This is a genomic window from Oryzobacter faecalis (assembly GCF_046764005.1).
Lineage (GTDB): Bacteria > Actinomycetota > Actinomycetes > Actinomycetales > Dermatophilaceae > Oryzobacter > Oryzobacter faecalis.
This window is the reverse complement of sequence record NZ_JBKOFW010000005.1, coordinates 310,185-327,039: the sequence shown is the minus strand read 5'-3', so window position 1 is coordinate 327,039 and position 16,855 is coordinate 310,185. Positions and strand designations below refer to the sequence as shown.

Annotated in this window: 14 protein-coding genes; 10 read left to right on the top strand and 4 right to left on the bottom strand. The window is 74.5% G+C overall.

Going from position 1 to position 16,855, the window contains the following annotated elements:
• Positions 1-301 (bottom strand): hypothetical protein (locus ACK8HX_RS12275; RefSeq protein ID WP_411940982.1); only part of this gene is annotated, 301 nt, incomplete at its 3' end.
• A gap of 250 nt (positions 302-551) precedes the next feature.
• Here ACK8HX_RS12275 and ACK8HX_RS12270 point away from each other — a divergent pair.
• The 3 genes from ACK8HX_RS12270 to ACK8HX_RS12260 are packed head-to-tail and all read left to right on the top strand — an operon-like array spanning position 552 to position 4,913.
• Positions 552-1,940 (top strand): magnesium chelatase, encoded by a 1,389-nt coding sequence (locus tag ACK8HX_RS12270; protein ID WP_411940981.1) that lies wholly within the window; start codon positions 552-554, stop codon positions 1,938-1,940.
• The gene (locus tag ACK8HX_RS12265; RefSeq protein WP_411940980.1) at positions 1,937-3,931 is read left to right on the top strand and encodes a VWA domain-containing protein; all 1,995 of its coding nucleotides are present in this window, start codon (positions 1,937-1,939) and stop codon (positions 3,929-3,931) included. The genes ACK8HX_RS12270 and ACK8HX_RS12265 overlap by 4 nt, the downstream gene beginning before the upstream one ends.
• Positions 3,932-3,956: 25 nt before the next feature.
• Positions 3,957-4,913, top strand: coding sequence for an NAD(P)-dependent alcohol dehydrogenase (locus tag ACK8HX_RS12260; RefSeq protein WP_411940979.1), 957 nt, complete (start codon positions 3,957-3,959; stop codon positions 4,911-4,913).
• Positions 4,914-4,933: 20 nt separating this feature from the next.
• On the opposite strand, the gene ACK8HX_RS12255 is transcribed toward ACK8HX_RS12260, so the two are convergent.
• On the bottom strand, positions 4,934-5,389 hold the full coding sequence (locus ACK8HX_RS12255) for a hypothetical protein (protein WP_411940978.1): 456 nt from the start codon (positions 5,387-5,389) through the stop codon (positions 4,934-4,936).
• 5 nt (positions 5,390-5,394) lie between these two features.
• Positions 5,395-7,875 (bottom strand): aminopeptidase N, encoded by a 2,481-nt coding sequence (pepN, locus tag ACK8HX_RS12250; RefSeq protein ID WP_411940977.1) that lies wholly within the window; start codon positions 7,873-7,875, stop codon positions 5,395-5,397.
• Between the two features lie 145 nt (positions 7,876-8,020).
• Between pepN and ACK8HX_RS12245 the strand changes: the two genes are divergently transcribed.
• From ACK8HX_RS12245 to ACK8HX_RS12215, 7 genes are all read left to right on the top strand, one after another.
• Positions 8,021-9,154 (top strand): ROK family protein, encoded by a 1,134-nt coding sequence (locus ACK8HX_RS12245; protein WP_411940976.1) that lies wholly within the window; start codon positions 8,021-8,023, stop codon positions 9,152-9,154.
• Positions 9,155-9,231: 77 nt separating this feature from the next.
• Entirely contained in the window at positions 9,232-10,584 is a 1,353-nt protein-coding gene (locus ACK8HX_RS12240; RefSeq protein ID WP_411940975.1) for an extracellular solute-binding protein, read from the top strand.
• 82 nt (positions 10,585-10,666) lie between these two features.
• The gene (locus tag ACK8HX_RS12235) at positions 10,667-11,590 is read left to right on the top strand and encodes a carbohydrate ABC transporter permease (protein WP_411940974.1); all 924 of its coding nucleotides are present in this window, start codon (positions 10,667-10,669) and stop codon (positions 11,588-11,590) included.
• Entirely contained in the window at positions 11,590-12,429 is an 840-nt protein-coding gene (locus tag ACK8HX_RS12230) for a carbohydrate ABC transporter permease (protein WP_411940973.1), read from the top strand. The genes ACK8HX_RS12235 and ACK8HX_RS12230 overlap by 1 nt, the downstream gene beginning before the upstream one ends.
• A complete protein-coding gene (locus tag ACK8HX_RS12225) occupies positions 12,426-13,850 on the top strand; it encodes a glycoside hydrolase family 3 protein (protein WP_411940972.1) in 1,425 nt (474 codons plus the stop codon). The genes ACK8HX_RS12230 and ACK8HX_RS12225 overlap by 4 nt, the downstream gene beginning before the upstream one ends.
• The gene (locus ACK8HX_RS12220) at positions 13,847-14,755 is read left to right on the top strand and encodes an ROK family protein (RefSeq protein WP_411940971.1); all 909 of its coding nucleotides are present in this window, start codon (positions 13,847-13,849) and stop codon (positions 14,753-14,755) included. The genes ACK8HX_RS12225 and ACK8HX_RS12220 overlap by 4 nt, the downstream gene beginning before the upstream one ends.
• Complete coding sequence (locus ACK8HX_RS12215; protein ID WP_411940970.1) at positions 14,755-15,543, top strand: glucosamine-6-phosphate deaminase; 789 nt, start codon at positions 14,755-14,757, stop codon at positions 15,541-15,543. Before ACK8HX_RS12220 ends, ACK8HX_RS12215 begins: the two co-directional genes overlap by 1 nt.
• Here ACK8HX_RS12215 and ACK8HX_RS12210 read toward each other — a convergent pair.
• Positions 15,507-16,844 (bottom strand): glycosyltransferase, encoded by a 1,338-nt coding sequence (locus ACK8HX_RS12210; protein ID WP_411940969.1) that lies wholly within the window; start codon positions 16,842-16,844, stop codon positions 15,507-15,509. The two genes, ACK8HX_RS12215 and ACK8HX_RS12210, sit on opposite strands and share 37 nt — an antisense overlap.
• Between the last annotated feature and the right edge of the window lie 11 nt (positions 16,845-16,855).

The following is a 16,855-nucleotide window of genomic DNA, read 5'->3' as shown; positions in this document are numbered from 1 at the left end:
GAGGAGGTCGGCGGCGTCGATCGCGACGTGACCCGGGGCGCGGACGACCTCGGTGATCGTGCCGTCCTCGGCCCACTGCGCCCTCGACCGCCGCCAACGCCGCGATCGCGCCGTCCTGCACCGCGGCCGCGGCGTTGGCCACCGCCTGCGCGGCCGCGACGACACCGGTGAGCTCCTCACGGCCGCTCGGGAGGGCGGCGACCGCAGCGAGTCGGCTGGACATCGAGGCGAGGAGCGCGACCACGTCATCGCCGCCGGCTGCGCCCATGACGTCGGCGCCCTGCCCGTGCTGGCTGTTCATGGCTCCCCCTTCCCCCGTGGGTCGAGCCTACCCGCTCAGGCGCGTTCGCACAAGTGTTCGAGGGCGTGAATGTGGAAGAACCGCAACCGTTTTCGGCGTACCACGGGTGCTGGCAGGCATCGCCTCGGAAGGTTGGGCATCGCACCGGAAAGGTTCCGGTGCGATGCCCAACGTTCCGGTAGCTGGCGGGAAAGTTGGGAGGGGGGACACGGAGCTTCCGAGCACCTGGACGCTGACGTAGCGTGAGGCGATGAGCGACCGTCCCCTGGCCACCACCGTCGCCGACCTGCGTGCCTCGGGCCACCGGCTTCGTCCGGTCCGGGCCGAGATCCGCGCCAACCTCCTCGCCGCCCTCGGGCACGGACGCGACCCCTGGCCGGGGCTGCACGGGTTCGGCAACACGGTGGTCCCGCAGCTCGAGCGGGCGCTGCTCGCGGGGCACGACGTCGTCCTCCTCGGCGAGCGCGGCCAGGGCAAGACCCGCCTGCTGCGCAGCCTCGTCGGCCTCCTCGACGAGTGGTCGCCCGTCATCGCCGGCTCCGAGCTCGGCGAGCACCCCTACGAGCCCATCACCGTCGAGTCCCGACGGCGCGCAGCGGAGCTGGGGGACGACCTCCCCGTCGAGTGGCGGCACCGCGAGGAGCGCTATGCCGAGAAGCTCGCCACCCCCGACACGAGCGTGGCCGACCTCATCGGCGACGTCGACCCGATGCGCGTGGCCGAGGGCCGGCGGCTCGGCGACCCCGAGACCATCCACTTCGGGCTGATCCCGCGCAGCCACCGCGGCATCGTCGCCATCAACGAGCTGCCCGACCTCGCCGAGCGCATCCAGGTCGCGATGCTCAACGTCATGGAGGAGCGCGACATCCAGATCCGCGGGTACGTCCTGCGCCTCCCCCTCGACGTCCTCGTCGTCGCGAGCGCGAACCCCGAGGACTACACGAACCGCGGCCGCATCATCACCCCGCTCAAGGACCGCTTCGGTGCCGAGATCCGCACCCACTACCCGCGCGAGCTCTCCGACGAGGTCGCCGTCGTGCGCCAGGAGGCCGGTCTCGTCGCGGAGGTGCCCGACGCCCTCCTCGAGGTCGTCGCCCGCTTCACCCGGGCCCTGCGCACCTCCCCCGCCGTCGACCAGCGCTCGGGGGTCTCGGCCCGGTTCGCCATCGCGGCGGCCGAGACGGTCGCCGCCGCGGCGCTGCACCGCGCCACCGTCGTCGGGGAGGACGAGGCGGTCGCCCGCGTCGTCGACCTCGAGGCGGCGCTCGACGTCCTGCGCGGCAAGGTCGAGTTCGAGTCGGGCGAGGAGGGGCGCGAGCGCGAGGTCCTCGGCCACCTCCTGCGCACCGCCACCGCCGAGACGTGCCGCAGCCGGCTCGGCGGCATCGACCTGGGCCTGATCGTCGAGGCCATCGAGGACGGCGCGCTCGTCACGACCGGCGAGCGGGTGTCGGCGCGGGAGTTCCTCGACGGCCTGCCCGTGCTCGGCGAGTCCGACGTCTACGAGAAGGTCGCCGACCGCGTCGGCGCCACGACCGACGGGCAGCGGGCCAGCGCGGTCGAGCTGGCGCTCGAGGGGCTCTACCTCGCCCGCCGGATCGGCAAGGACAGCGCCGGCGGGGAGACGGTGTACGGATGAGCCGGTACCGCAGGTACGACGGCGGCGACCCCCTCGCGCCGCCCGTCGACCTGCGCGAGGCCCTCGACACCATCGGCCAGGACGTGATGGCCGGCACCTCCCCCGAGCGGGCCCTGCGCGAGCTGCTCCGCCAGGGCACCCGCAGCCGTGTCGGCCTCGACGAGCTCGCCCGTCGGGTCGCCGAGCGGCGCCGCGACCTGCTCCAGCGGCACTCCCTCGGCGGCACCCTCGAGGAGGTGCGCCGCCTGCTCGACGAGGCCGTGCTCGCCGAGCGCAAGCAGCTCGCCCGCGACCTCGACGACGACGCCCGGTTCGGCGAGGTGCGGATGGAGAACCTGCCGGCCTCGACGGCGCAGGCGGTCAACGAGCTGGCCGACTACGAGTGGCGCAGCGGCGACGCCCGCGAACGCTACGAGCGGATCAAGGACCTCCTCGGCCGCGAGCTGCTCGACCAGCGCTTCGCGGGGATGAAGCAGGCGCTCGAGAACGCGACCGACGAGGACCGCGAGCGGGTCGAGGCGATGCTCCGCGACCTCAACGACCTCCTCGCGGCCCACGCGCGGGGCGAGGACACCGCCGAGCAGTTCGAGCGGTTCATGGCCGAGCACGGCGACTTCTTCCCCGAGGACCCCCAGTCGGTCGACGAGCTCGTCGACGCCCTCGCGGCCCGCGCCGCCGCGGCCCAGCGGATGCTCGCGTCGATGACGCCCGAGCAGCGCGCCGAGCTCGCCGAGCTGTCGGCCCAGGCGTTCGGGTCGCCCGAGCTCATGGACCAGCTCTCGCGGATGGACGACCTCCTGCGCGGGCTGCGCCCCGGCGAGGACTGGGACGGCTCGGAGCGGTTCTCCGGCGAGCAGGGGCTCGGACTCGGCGATGGCACGGGGGTGCTGCAGGACCTCGCCCAGCTCGACGCCCTGTCCGACCAGCTGGCCCAGGCGCACCCCGGCGCCCGGATGGACGACGTGGACCTCGACGCGCTGGCGCGCCAGCTCGACGACGAGGCCGCGGTCGACGCGCGTGCGCTCGCCGAGCTCGAGCGCGCGCTGCGCGACAGCGGCTACCTGACCCGCGCCGCCGACGGCACCCTGCGCCTCTCCCCCCGCGCCATGCGTGAGCTGGGCCGGTCGCTCCTCCGGGACGTCGCCGGACGGCTCTCGTCCCGGCAGGGCGCCCGTGACGTCCGGGCCGCCGGCGCCGCGGGCGAGCAGAGCGGCGCGACCCGGCCGTGGGAGTTCGGCGACACCGAGCCGTGGGACGTCACCCGGACGATGACGAACGCGCTGACCCGCACCGCCGCCGAGGGGCCGCACGACGGCATCCGCCTCGACATCCGCGACGTCGAGGTCGTCGAGACCGAGGCCCGCACCCGGGCCGCGGTCGCGCTGCTCGTCGACACCTCGTTCTCGATGGCGATGGACGGCCGCTGGGTCCCGATGAAGCGCACCGCCCTCGCCCTCCACCAGCTCATCCGCAGCCGCTTCCGCGGCGACCAGCTCGAGCTCATCGGCTTCGGTCGTCACGCCGCGGTCATGGAGATCGAGCAGCTCACGGGCCTGGATGCGGTCTGGGAGAAGGGAACCAACCTCCACCACGCGCTCCTCCTCGCGAACCGGCACTTCCGGCGGCACCCCCACGAGCAGCCCGTCCTGCTCGTCGTCACCGACGGCGAGCCGACGTCGCACCTGGAGCCGGGCGGCGAGGTCTTCTTCGACTACCCGCCGCACCCGCGGACGATCGCGCTCGCCGTGCGCGAGCTCGACAACGCCGCCCGGCTCGGCGCCCGCACGACGTTCTTCCGCCTGGGCGACGACCCCGGCCTCGCCCGGTTCGTCGACGGGATGGCGCGCCGCGTCGGCGGCACGGTCGTCTCCCCGGAGCTCGGCGACCTCGGAGCGGCCGTCGTGGGCTCCTACCTCGGATCTCGTTCCCGCGCATCGGAGTACGGCAGCTACCGCGACCTCTTCGGCGGTCGCGGCTTCTGGGCCGGATGAGGGCGCGCACCATGAGGGCCCGACCGTGAGGGCCGTCGTGTACGACCGCTACGGCCCACCCGGCGTCCTGCGGGTCGAGGAGGTCCCCGACCCCGCCCCGGGCCCGGGCCAGGTGCTCGTGCGGGTCGTCGCCACGTCGGTCAACCTCTCCGACTGGGAGTCGCTCGTCGGCTCCCCTGCCTACGCCCGGCTCGGCGGGCTGCGCCGCCCGACGCGCCACGTCCTCGGGTCCGACCTCGCCGGCGTCGTCGAGGCGGTCGGCCCGGGCGTCAACGCTTTCGCCCCCGGCGACGAGGTCTACGGCGACAACCTCGCCCTCATGGGCGGCTTCGCCGAGCTGGCGGTCGCGAAGGAGTCGGCCCTCGCCCCCAAGCCCTCCGCCCTCGGCTTCGTCGAGGCCAGCACCCTGCCCCAGTCGGGGGCGATCGCCCTCCAGGGCACCGAGCGCGTCGGTCCGGGGAGCCGCGTCCTCGTCAACGGCGCCGGCGGTGGCACCGGTCCGCTCGCGGTCCAGCTCGCGAGGGCGGCCGGCGCCCACGTCACGGCCGTCGACAACGCGGGCAAGCTCGACTTCATGCGCGCCGTCGGGGCCGACGAGGTCGTCGACTTCCGTGCCGAGGACTGGACCCGTCGAGGCCCTTTCGACCACGTCCTCGACCTCGTGGCGCACCGGTCGGTGTTCGCCTACCGAAGGGCCCTCGCGCCGGGGGGCAGCTACCGGTGTGTCGGCGGACCGGTGCGCAGCCTCCTCCGCGTGGTCACCGTCGGTGCGGTGGCCGGGGCCGCCACCGGCCGCAGCCTCGGTGTCCTCGTGGTCCGCCAGGGGCCGGAGCACTTCGCGCCGGCGGCCGAGCGGGTCCTCGCCGGCGACCTCACCGTGCACGTCGACCGCGTCCTCCCGCTCGACGAGACCGCGGCGGCCCTCGCCCGCGTCGGCGAGGGACGTGCGTGCGGCAAGGTCGTCGTCCTCGTCAGCCCCTGAGGCGGGGCCGCGCGGCTGAGTCAGGGCTTGGGCGACGGCCTCGTCGGGGGCGTCGTCGCACCCCGGGGCTTCTGCGTGGGGGTGGGCGCGGGGGGCGCGGCGGTGGGTCGCGAGGTCGGCCCCGGGTTCGGCGCGGGCTGCGGGCTCGAGGACGTGGGGGTCGGTGACCCGCTCGGCGAGGCGGAGGGCGAGGTCACGGTCACGGACGGGGTGGGCGTGGCCGTCGCCGACGAGGTCCCCGGCCTCGTCGGGGCCACGGGGTCGCCGGTCGGCTGCGGACCGGGGGTGCCGATGACCCACGGGACGACGATCGCCGCAGCCACGAGGAACGGCAGCACGGCCAGCACGGCCCGCTTCCACACCGGGGTCACCGCCGCGTGCCGGCCGCCGTCACCGCCCGGCGGGGCGGTCATCCTCACGACGAGCATGCTGACCACCGCGGCGAGCGCGAGGACGACGACGGCGAACCCGAGCACGACCGCTACCCGAAGCGCCGTCGGCTGGCCAGGGCCTCGCGGAGGACGTGGTCGGCGTCGACGAACGACCGCCGCGCCCCGGGGGTGAGGTCGGTCCGGGCGAGGACGGCCGCGGACGCCGCGGCGGTGGCGTCCTCGACGACCGTCGTCGGGTGGATCGCCTCGACGACGCGGGAGAGGGCGTCGTCGCTCATCCGCGCGGACATGCCGACGACGAGGTCGCCGACCTGCTCGACATAGGGCCGCACGAGGTCGCGGTCGGGCGCCGCCCAGAAGGCCCCTGCCAGCGCGAGGGCCCCGTGGTTCGACAGGCCCACGTCGTCGCGCAGCCTCTCCCAGGCCCGGGCCTTGGCCTCGGCCGTCGGTCGGACGGCGCGCACGCCCATCGCGGCCAGCGAGCCGGCGAGCGAGGGGTCGGCGGCCTCGGCCGCCTCGACCTCGCCGTCCGACAGCGCATCCAGCGACGACAGCCGCCGCAGGACGAGCCAGCGGAAGTCGTCGTCCCCGACGAGCACCGGGGGCAGCCCGTCCCCCGCTGCCCACCGGCGCAGCCGCGCCACGTCGTCGGAGGTCCTGGCCCAGACCCGGGCGGCCAGCACCACGCTCGCGGCGGCCGCGGGGTCGTCGTGCCCGCCCGACCGCTCGAGCAGCTCGTCGGCCGCGACCGCGAGCCTCGACAGCGCCCCCGCCTGCTCGTCGGCGGGGAGGAATACCGGGACGACCAGCGAGGTCGTGACGAGGGCGACCCGCGCCAGCACCGCGGCGTTCGTCTCGCGGGGCCATGCCGCCGCGACGACGTCGACGACGGTGCGCGGGTCGACCTCGCCGCGGCTCACGGCACCGAGGAGGGAGACCCAGACGACGGCGCGGGCCGAGGCGTCCGGGACGTCGGCCAGCCCGGAGGCGAGCCCCGCGACGGTCGCCCCGTCGAGCGCGACCTCGGCCCACGTGAGGTCGGAGGCGTTCGGGACGACGAGGGCGCCGGCCGGCAGGTCGGCCAGCTGCGGCACGGGCGTGTGGTCGCCCGTGGCGACGACCCCGACCCTGGCCGCCTCGGCGCCACCGGCGAAGGCCGCGACGTCGAGGGTGTGCGGCCGGTCGGCGGGGTGCGCGGCCGGCGGCGTCCGGGTGAGGACTCCGCCCTCGATCGCCAGCCGGTCGGCGCCGGCCGTCTGGAGCCAGGCCCGGCTCCACGCCGCCAGCGACGTGCCGTGCGCGGCCTCCATCGCGGCGAGGAACTCGGCGAGCTCGCCGTTGCCGTACTCGTGGTCGCGCAGGTACGCGGTGACGCCGCGCACGAACGCGTCGTCGCCGATGTGGGCGATGAGCTGCCGGATGACGGACGCGCCCTTGGCGTAGGAGATGCCGTCGAAGTTCCCGAGCGCCGAGAGGGCGTCCGGCGCAGGCGAACCCGCGACCGGGTGGGTGCTCGGCGACCGCTCGGCCGCGTAGCCCCACTGCTTGCGGACCACGCCGAACTCGACCCACGCGTCGGTGTACTCGGTGACGGCGGCGCACACCCGGTAGGCCATGTACTCGGCGAACGACTCGTTGAGCCAGAGGTCGTCCCACCAGCGCATCGTCACGAGGTCGCCGAACCACATGTGGGCCATCTCGTGGGCGATGGTGTTCGTGCGCTGCAGCAGCTGGTCCGGGGTGGCCGCTCCGCGGTGGATCATGGTGTCGCGGAACGTGACACAGCCCGGGTTCTCCATCGCCCCGGCGTTGAACTCGGGGACGAACACCTGGTGGTACTCCCCGAACGGGTAGCGGATGCCGAAGAGCCGGTGGTACTCGTCGAAGCAGGCCCGGGTTCCCGCCAGCATGTGCGCGGCCTGTTCGCGCAGGTGCGGCTCGAGCGAACGACGCGCGTGCACGCCGAGCGGGATGTCGTCGTGCTCGTCCCGCACGCTGGCCCAGGGGCCCGCGCAGACGGTGACGAAGTAGGTCGCGAGCGGGGGCGTCGTGGCCAGCCGCGTGCGCCCGGGCACCTCGACGGAGGCGGCGCCGTTGCCGAGGACGGTCCACTCCTCGGGGGCCGTGACCGCCACGGCGTACGGCGCCTTGAGGTCGGGCTGGTCGAAGCAGGCGAACACGGTCGGCGCGGCATCGAGGAAGAGGTGTCCGTAGACGTAGTCCTCGCCGTCGGCCGGGTCGGTGCTGCGGTGCAGTCCCTGGCCGTCGTGGCTGTAGGCCATCGTCGCCTCGACCTCGAGGACGTTCTCGGCCGCGAGCGCGGTCAGGGGCAGGCGGCCGTCCTCGAGCGCTCTGACGTCGAGGTCGGCGCCGTTGAGTCGGACCGCGTGCAGCTCGCGCGGGCGCACCTCGACGAAGGTCGACGCCCCGGGCTCGCGGCAGGAGAAGCGCACCGTCGTCCGCGAGCCGAAGGTCTCCGGACCACGGTCGAGGTCGAGGTCGACCTCCATCGCCTCGACGGTGAGGAGGGCGGCGCGGGCAGAGGCCTCCGCGCGGGTCAGCGACGGCATGGGACACACCCAACCAGATCCACCACCCATTTCCCTCGACGTCGTGTGCCCGGGTGGCTGCCCGGGCGGCCGCCTGAGCACACGACTCGGAAAGCGGGGCGGACAGGGTTGACGGGAATTGGTTAGTAAAGTTTACTAACGCTCCATGAGCCCCCAGCCGCGCCGCGTCCGGACCTCGGTCGCCGTCCTCCCGACCGACGGCCGGCGGCAGAACCTCTCCCTCGTCCTGCAGACCCTGCGGCGTCTCGGGCCGACCTCCCGGGCCCAGCTCGCCCGCGAGGTCGGGGTCACCAAGGTGACGATGAGCGACCTCGTCACCCAGCTGATGGAGGACGGCCGCGTCCGCGACGTCGGCCCCGCCGAGGCCGCCGGCGCGGGTCGGCGCGGCACGCTCGTCGACCTCGACCGGGCCCGCCTGCTGACCCTCGCCGTCGACCTCTCGGTGCCGGCGCGCCTCCAGGCCGCGGTCCTCGACATCACCGGCGCCGTCCTCGTCCTCGAGGAGCGGGCGGCGGCCGTCGACGCGGCCTCCGGGCGCGGCGTCGACCCCGCCGAGGTGCTCGACCTCGTCCGCACGACGATCGAGCGCTCGCCGGCCCCCGTCCTCGGCATCGGCATCGGCACCCCGGGCCTCGTCGACCGGGGCGGCACGGTCCGCAGCGCCCCCAACCTCGGCTGGACCGACGTCCCGCTGCGCGACCTCGTCGCCGAGGCCACCGGCCTCCCGGTCCTCGTCCGCAACGACTCCGACGCGGCCACCCAGGCCGAGCTGTCGGCCTCCCCCGGCAGCGAGGACATGGTCCTCGTCCTCGTCGGCCGCGGCGTCGGCTGCGGGATCGTCACCGGAGGACGTCGCGTCGCCGGCGGTCACCACGCGGCGGGCGAGATCGGCCACGTCACCGTCGGCACCGACGGTGGCGAGGAGTGCCCCTGCGGGAAGCGGGGCTGCCTCGAGACCTGGCTCTCGGTGCCGCGGCTGCGCGCCGCCCTGGAGGCGAGCGACCCCGCCGAGGGTCGCGCGGTCGTCGAGGCCGGGGGCGAGCGCCTCGGCGTCGCCCTCGCCCCGCTCGTCGCCGCCCTCGACCTCTCCGAGGTCGTCCTCGCCGGTCCCGAGGAGCTCCTCGCCCCGGTCGTCCCCGTCCTCGAGCGCACGCTGTCGGCGCGCCTCCTCGAGGACCCCGAGCACCCGCTGTCCGTCCGGCTCGCCGGGAACCCGCAGGACATCGTCCTGCGGGGGGCAGCGGCGCTGGTCCTCTGGGACCGGCTCGGGGTCGTCTGACCCCGCCACCCCACCCCTCACCCCTCACCCCTCACCCCTCACCCCACCGCAGCCCCACCGGTCGAAAGGACACCGACATGACTCGGCGCCTCCCCCTCGTCGCGCTCACCGGCGCGGCCCTCGTCCTCAGCGCGTGCGCGTCCGGGGGCTCGTCGCAGACCCCGGCCGCGACCGACCCCTCCGCCAACGCCGGCAAGACCGTCACCCTCTGGCTCGCCGGCGGGGACACCCCCGACGAGCTGCGCACCTACCTCAAGGACACGTTCACCGCGAAGACCGGCGCGACGCTGGCGATCGAGGAGCAGTCGTGGGGCGACCTCGTCACCAAGCTGACGACCTCCCTCCCGGACGCCGAGAACACCCCCGACGTCGTCGAGCTGGGCAACACCCAGAGCCCGACCTTCACCAACGTCGGCGCCTTCCTCGACATCTCCGACCAGTACGAGGCGCTCGGCGGCTCCAAGCTGCTGCAGAGCTTCGTCGACGCCGGGTCGGTCGACGGCAGGAAGTACGCCCTCCCCTACTACTTCGGCTCGCGCTACGTCTTCGCCCGCGCCGACGTCTGGAAGGAGGCCGGCGTCGAGAAGCCCACGACGCTCGAGGAGTTCAACGCGGCCGTGAAGACCATCGCCGAGAAGAACCCGCGCAAGATCAAGAACTTCTCCGGCTTCTTCATCGGCGGGCAGGACTGGCGCAACGGCATCTCGTGGGTGTTCGCGAACGGCGGCGAGCTCGCGAGGAAGGAGAACGGGCAGTGGGTCTCGACCCTCTCGGACCCGAACACCCTCAAGGGCCTGGCCCAGCTCCAGGAGATCCAGCGCTCGGCGAGCAAGGCCCCGGCCGACGCCAAGGACCAGTCGCCGTGGCTGTACATCAACGACACCGACGTCATCCTCGACGAGAACCAGAAGCCGGCGGGTGACACCTCGCTCTCGGCGGCGACGATCATGGCGCCGGGCTGGGCCCACTGGTCGATCGGCAACCTCGAGAAGAAGGACGGCAAGGACGTCCGGACCTGGGACCCGAAGAAGTTCACGACCTTCGTCCTCCCCGGCACCGACGGCAAGCCCGCGCCCGTCTTCGCAGGTGGGTCGAACATCGCGATCTCCGCGAAGTCGAAGAACCCCGCCCTCGCCAAGGAGCTGCTGAAGATCGTCTTCTCCCCCGAGTACCAGCAGAAGCTCGGTGCTGCCGGCCTCGGCCCGGCCAACAGTGACCACGTCTCCGCGCTCGGCGACGACGAGTTCGCCAAGGCCCTCGTCGACTCCGCCTCGAACTCCAAGCTGACCCCGGCCGCCCCAGGCTGGGCGGCGGTCGAGTCCTCGATGGTCATGGAGGAGTTCTTCGGCAAGCTGCGTGACGCGTCCGACCTCGCCGCCCTGGCGAAGGAGTACGACGCGAAGATCACGCCCATGCTCAACCTCAAGTGAGCACGACGTGACCACGACCCCGGCGGCCGGAGCCGTCTCGACCCGGCCGCCGGGGCCGCCCCGCGTCCGCGATGATCGCGGGATGACGTCGCCACCGGCCGCCGCCCCGGGGCACCCGCGTCGGCGCGGGGGCGGGCTCCCGCTGCTCCTCGTCCTCCCGACCCTCGTGCTCCTCGTCGTCGCGCTCGGCTACCCGGTGGGGTGGCAGCTGGCGACGAGCCTGCGGGAGTTCGGGCTCCTGCAGCAGTTCGGCGCCCCCGCGGAGTGGGTCGGCCTCGACAACTACGTCGCCCTGGTGTCCGACCCGGCGCTGTGGTCGGTCGTCCTCCGGTCCGTGGCGTTCTGCCTCGCCACCTCCGTCGTGACCGTCACCATCGGCGGCGCGCTCGCCGTGCTGATGAACGCGCTCGACCGCTGGGCCCGCCTCGTCCTCCAGGTCTCCCTCCTCCTCGCCTGGGCCATGCCGGTCGTCGCCGCGATGACGGTGTGGATCTGGATCGTCGACTGGCGGCGCGGCCTGCTCAACTGGTTCCTCGTCCGCCTCGGTGACGCCGACGCCGCCGGCCACAACTGGCTCGCCGAACCGGCGTCGTTCTTCGCCGTCGCGGGTGCGGTCGTCGTCTGGATGAGCGTCCCGTTCGTCGCGCTGTCCATCTACGCCGGACTCACCCAGGTCAGCACCGAGGTGGTCGAGGCCGCGACGATCGACGGCGCGAGCGGGTGGCAGCGGCTGCGGTACATCGTCGCCCCGCTCGTGCGGCCGGTGCTGTCGATCGTCTTCCTGCTCCAGCTCATCTGGAACCTGCGGGTGTTCACCCAGGTCAAGCTGCTCCAGGACGCCGGCTCCGTCGCCAGCGAGACCGACCTGCTCGGCACCTTCGTCTACCGGCTCGGCACCGGGCAGGGCGACTTCGGCACCGCGAGTGCCGTGAGCGTCCTCATGCTCCTGCTCACCCTCGCCCTCTCGTGGCCCTACGTCCGGTCGCTCCTCAAGGAGGACTCCTGATGCGTCGCTCGCGCACCTCGCGGGTGCTGCTCTCCGCCCTCGCGGTCGTCATCGCCCTCGTCTGGGCGTTCCCCGTCTACTGGATGCTCAACTCGGCGTTCCTGCCGAACGTCGTGCTCCAGTCCACGACACCGACGTTCGTGCCGTTCGGTGGGTCGCTCGACAACCTCCGGGCCGTCGTGTCGGACGCCGCCTTCGGCCGTGCGCTCGGCATCTCGCTCGTCGTCACCCTCACCACCGTGGCGGCCGCGCTGTGCGTGGCCTTCCTCGGCGCGCTGGCGATCAGCCGGTTCCGGTTCCGGGGGAGGACCTCGTTCGTGCTCGCGCTGCTCCTGATCCAGATGCTGCCGGCCGAGGGGCTGTTCATCGCCCAGTACAAGATGATGAGCGAGCTCGGCCTGCTCAACCGGTCGCTGGCCCTGGCGGTCCTCTACACGGCCGCCGTCGTGCCCTTCACCATCTGGATGCTCCGCGGGTTCGTCGCCGGGGTCCCGGCCGAGCTCGAGGAGGCCGCGATGGTCGACGGGCTGTCCCGGACCAGGGCGTTCCTGCGGATCACGTTCCCGCTGTTGGCTCCAGGGCTCGTCGCGTCGGGGGTCTACGCCTTCCTCCAGGCGTGGAACGAGTTCACCGTCGCGCTGGTCGTCATGACCGAGGAGCAGTCGCGGACCCTGCCCCTCTGGCTGCGCGGGTTCGTCCAGGCGAGCGCGAGCCGCGAGACCGACTGGGGCCAGGTCATGGCCGCGTCGACGCTCGTCGCGCTCCCCGTCATCGTGTTCTTCCTGCTCGTGCAGGGCCGGATGAGCAGCGGCCTCGTCGGCGGGGCGGTGAAGGGATGACGGCTGCCGACCGCGGCCTGCTGGCGGACGTCTCGGCGACCCTGCAGCCCGGGTTCGCCGGGGCGGAGGTGCCCGGGTGGGTGGAGCGCGCCCACGCGGACGGGCTGGCCTCCCTGTGCCTCTACGGCGACAACGTCGGACCGGACGGCTCCGGGATGCGGCCGGTGGCGTCGGCCCTCCACGCGCGGCTGCCGGGAGTCCTCCTCGCGACCGACGAGGAGGGCGGCGACGTCACGCGCGTGCACTACCCGGCAGGGTCCACCGTCCCGGGCAACGCCGTCCTCGGGCGGCTCGACGACACCGCGCTGACGCGGGCCGTCGCGGCCCACGTGGGCACCGAGCTCGCGTCCCTCGGAATCGGGCTCGACCTCGCGCCGAGCGTCGACGTCAACTCGACCCCGTCGAACCCGGTCATCGGGGTGCGGTCGTTCGGGGCCACACCCGAGCTCGTCGCCCGGCACTCGGCGGCCTTCGTCGAGGGCCTGCAGTCGGCCGGTGTCGCCGCCTGTGCCAAGCACTTCCCCGGCCACGGCGACACCGTCGCCGACTCCCACCACGACCTCCCGCGGGTCGACGCCCCCGTCGAGCTGCTGCGCGAGCGTGAGCTGGTGCCGTTCCGGGCCGCCGTGGAGGCCGGGGTGCGCGCGGTGATGACGTCGCACGTCCTCGTGCCCGCCCTCGACGCCGACCGACCGGCGACGTTCTCCCCCACCGTGATCGGCGTCCTGCGGCACGAGCTGGGCTTTGACGGCGTCCTCGTCAGCGACGCGCTGGACATGGCCGGCGCGTCGGCCGAGTCCGGCATCCCGGAGGCCGCGGTGCGGGCCCTGCTCGCCGGTGTCGACCTGCTCTGCCTCGGCTCGAACACCGGGGAGGCCAGGTTCAGCGCGACGCGGGACGCCGTCGTCGAGGCCGTCGTCTCGGGACGCCTTCCGCGCGAGCGGGTCGCCGAGGCCGCGGGTCGGGTCCGCGCCCTCGCCGGGGACCTCGCGCGGCCGCCCTCGGGCACGGGGGCAGCCGCGTCGCCACCGCCGCTCCCCCTCGCGACGATCGCCAGGGCCTTCCGGCTGTCCGACACCGCAGCTCGCTGGCTGGCAGGGTCGGCACCCGTGGCCGTGGTCCAGGTCGGCTCGGTGGCGAACCTCGCCGTCGGCGACGTCTCGTGGGGGCCCGCAGGCCTCGGGGCCACCGTGGCGGAGGACGACGTGGCGCCCGGCGCTCGCGTCGCCGTCGTGGGCCGCGGCCTCGGCCCGGACCACCCGGCGCACGAGGTCGTGGCCCGGCTGCGGTCGGCCGGGCACGAGGTCGTCCTCGTCGAGTGCGGCTGGCCCCGCGGGGGTGCCGACGTCGAGGTGTTCGGCGGCTCGCCGCCCGTGACGCGCGCGCTCCTCGGCCTGCTCCACGGCGAGGTCTCGCCGTGAGGGTCGGCATCGACATCGGCGGGACCAAGACCGCCGCCCTCGTCCTCGATGACGCCGGCTCGACCGTCGCGCACGTGTCGGTCCCCTCGGGGCGCGGTGCGACGCAGGTGCTCTCGACCGCCGTCGACGTGGCCGACCGGGCCGCGGCCGCCGTCGGCGGGTGGGGCGAGGTCGAGCACCTCGGCGCGTGCATGCCCGGTCTCGTCGACCCCGTCACCGGCTGGGCCCGCCACGCGGTTCACCTCGGCGTCGGGTCGCTCGACCTCGCGGGCGGGCTGGAGGCGGCGACGGGTCGCCGTCCGCACGTGGACAACGACGTCAAGGCGGCCGCCCTCGGCGCGCACCACTCCCTGGGGGCCGGCGCGGCGACCGGGACGACGGCCTACCTCAACGTCGGCACCGGGCTCGCCGCGGCCATCGTCCACCGGGGCGAGGTCGTGCGCGGCGCGAGCGGGGCCGCCGGTGAGATCGGGCACCTGCCGGTCGGCTCGGGGGTCCCCTGCTCGTGCGGTCAGCTCGGCTGCCTCGAGACCGTCGCGTCCGGGGCCGCCCTCCACCGGATGTGGCCGCGCCCCGCCCACGACCTGTTCCCTGCGGCCGCCTCCGGGGACGCCCGTGCCAGGGAGGTCGTCGCGACCCTCGCCCACGGCATCGGCGTCGCCGTCCAGGTCCTCGTCGTCACCGGCGCCGAGCTCGTCGTCATCGGCGGTGGCGTCGCCCGCGACCGGGCCGCCCTCGAGGCCGCCCTCGCCGCCGAGGTCGCCGCCCGCTCCGCGACCTCGCCCTTCCTCCGTAGGCTGGACCTCGTGTCCCGAACCCGAGTCCTCGACGGCGACGTCCCGGTGGCCGCCATCGGCGCCGCCCTGCTCCCCGGCCGCACCGAGCCCGTGATGGCGGCCGGCTGATGGAGGTCGTCGTCGGCACGACGCCCGGGGACGCCGCCCGCCGCGCGGCGGAGGCCGTCCTCGCCGGGCTGCCCACGGACGGCGACCGCGACCCCGTGCTGGGGCTCGCGACCGGCTCCTCGCCGCTCGGCCTGTACCGCGAGCTCGGACGGGCGGTCGCCGAGGGACGGGTCGACTTCTCCCGCACCCACGGCATCGCCCTCGACGAGTACGTCGGGCTCCCGCCCGGGCACCCCGAGGGCTACCGGCAGGTGCTGCTGCGCGAGGTGTGCGGCGTCATCGGGCTGGCCCCGGAGCGGCTCGCGGTGCCCGACGGGTCGGCCACCGACCTGCCCTCGCTCGTCGCCGCCGCTCGCGCCTACGAGGAGCGGATCCGCCAGCTCGGCGGTGTCGACGTGCAGATCCTCGGCATCGGCGCCAACGGCCACCTCGGCTTCAACGAGCCCGGGTCGGCCCTCACCTCACGCACGCGGGTGAAGCGGCTGTCCGAGCGCACCCGCCGCGACAACGCGCGCTTCTTCACCGGCCTCGACGACGTGCCGACCCACTGCGTCACCCAGGGGCTCGGCACCATCCTCGCCGCCCGCCGCCTCGTCCTCGTCGCGACCGGCGACGCCAAGGCCGAGGCCGTGGCCGCCGCGCTGGAGGGCCCGCTCAGCGCGTCGGTCCCGGCGTCCGTCCTCCAGTGGCACCCGGACACCGTCGTCTGCCTCGACGAGGCCGCCGCGTCCGCCCTGCGCAACCGGCAGTACTACGACGACGCCGCAGCTGGCCTCCCCGAGCGCTGAGCGCCGGTGGGCTCGACAGTGGTCCCGCGGGTCCGCAACCAGTCGACGATGACGTCGGCAGCGGTGGCCCCGCCGTCCACCCCGGCGTAGGTGGCGGCCACGGAGGTCGCGGCAGCGGCGAACCCCGGCTCCCCCACCAGACGCGCGAGCGCCTCACCGAGGGAGGCCGTGCCTGCCTCGTCCGGTGACATCCGGAGGGCGGTGCCGAGTCGCTCGGCCTCGGCGACGTTGAGCTCCTGTTCCCCGTGGTACGGCAGGCCCACGAAGGGGGTTCCCGAGGCGAGTGCCGTCTGCACGCTTCCCTGCCCGCCCATGACGACGGCGGCCGCGGCCCTGGGCATCACCAGGTGGCTCGGGAGGACCCCCGCGACGACCGTCCTGTCGTCGGCGAGGTCGCCGACGTCGTGACCACCCGCCGCGACGACGAGCCGGTACCGGCCGCTCCTGGCGCTGGTCACGACCGTGCGGAGGAACGCCTCGGAGACGGAGGTCAGCGCCACGTACACGACCGGCTCGTCGCCGCCGAGTGCGGCGTCGACCTCGGGCGGGACCGGGAGGTCGAGGCGCGCGTAGAGCGGTCCGGTGTACCGGAACGTCGTGCCCCGCCGGACCCGGAACGGCCGGCGCGGCCGCCACCGCTCGAGGTCGCGGGCGCTCAGCCCCAGTGTCTCGGGGAGGTCGGTGACGAGCGTGAGGTCTCCGCACATCAGGCCGAGCATCCCGGGCAGGGGCTCGACGCCGCGTTCGCGCGCGTGCCGGTTGAGCTGTTCGACGGGTCCGGTGACGAGCGCCGGGGCCCGGTTGGCGACCCAGCGGCGCACCCGCAGGGGCAGCCGGGCGAGGTTGGGATCCGGCGGGTTCACGGGCGCCGGGCACAGGCGGTGCGCCAGGACCGGCGGCACGAAGGAACCACCGTGGTCCGTGGCGAGGGGGACGCCAGCCACGCGGGTCGAGAGGTACGCCGACAGGCAGAAGCCGGTGACGACGAGGTGGGCCCCGAGACGCTCGATGAGGGCGACCTCGGCGTCGACCGCGGTGCGCAGCTCGTCGTCGGTGAAGAAGTCCCGGCTGGTGCGTGGCCCCATCGACAGGATCGCGTCGAGGAAGGCCGACTCGGTCTCCGGCGTCACCGCCGGGTCGAGCGGGGTGGCCGTGAAGCCGGCCGCCTCGACGAGGTGGGCGTACCGGCCTCCGCGGGTCCCGAACGCCACCGGGACGCCACGCGCCCTGAGGGCTCGGGCGATCTCGACAGCGCGGGAGACCTCGGAGAGGAACTGCGCGTTGGGCAGGAACAGGATCACGGCACCCACCT

Bases quoted from the DNA above. Each gene is read 5' to 3' on its own strand.
- ACK8HX_RS12215 (WP_411940970.1), top strand. From the start codon at position 14,755: ATGGAGGTCGTCGTCGGCACGACGCCCGGGGACGCCGCCCGCCGCGCG.
- ACK8HX_RS12230 (WP_411940973.1), top strand. From the start codon at position 11,590: ATGCGTCGCTCGCGCACCTCGCGGGTGCTGCTCTCCGCCCTCGCGGTC.
- ACK8HX_RS12245 (WP_411940976.1), top strand. From the start codon at position 8,021: ATGAGCCCCCAGCCGCGCCGCGTCCGGACCTCGGTCGCCGTCCTCCCG.
- ACK8HX_RS12270 (WP_411940981.1), top strand. From the start codon at position 552: ATGAGCGACCGTCCCCTGGCCACCACCGTCGCCGACCTGCGTGCCTCG.
- pepN (WP_411940977.1), bottom strand. From the start codon at position 7,875: ATGCCGTCGCTGACCCGCGCGGAGGCCTCTGCCCGCGCCGCCCTCCTC.
- ACK8HX_RS12265 (WP_411940980.1), top strand. From the start codon at position 1,937: ATGAGCCGGTACCGCAGGTACGACGGCGGCGACCCCCTCGCGCCGCCC.
- ACK8HX_RS12225 (WP_411940972.1), top strand. From the start codon at position 12,426: ATGACGGCTGCCGACCGCGGCCTGCTGGCGGACGTCTCGGCGACCCTG.
- ACK8HX_RS12235 (WP_411940974.1), top strand. From the start codon at position 10,667: ATGACGTCGCCACCGGCCGCCGCCCCGGGGCACCCGCGTCGGCGCGGG.
- ACK8HX_RS12240 (WP_411940975.1), top strand. From the start codon at position 9,232: ATGACTCGGCGCCTCCCCCTCGTCGCGCTCACCGGCGCGGCCCTCGTC.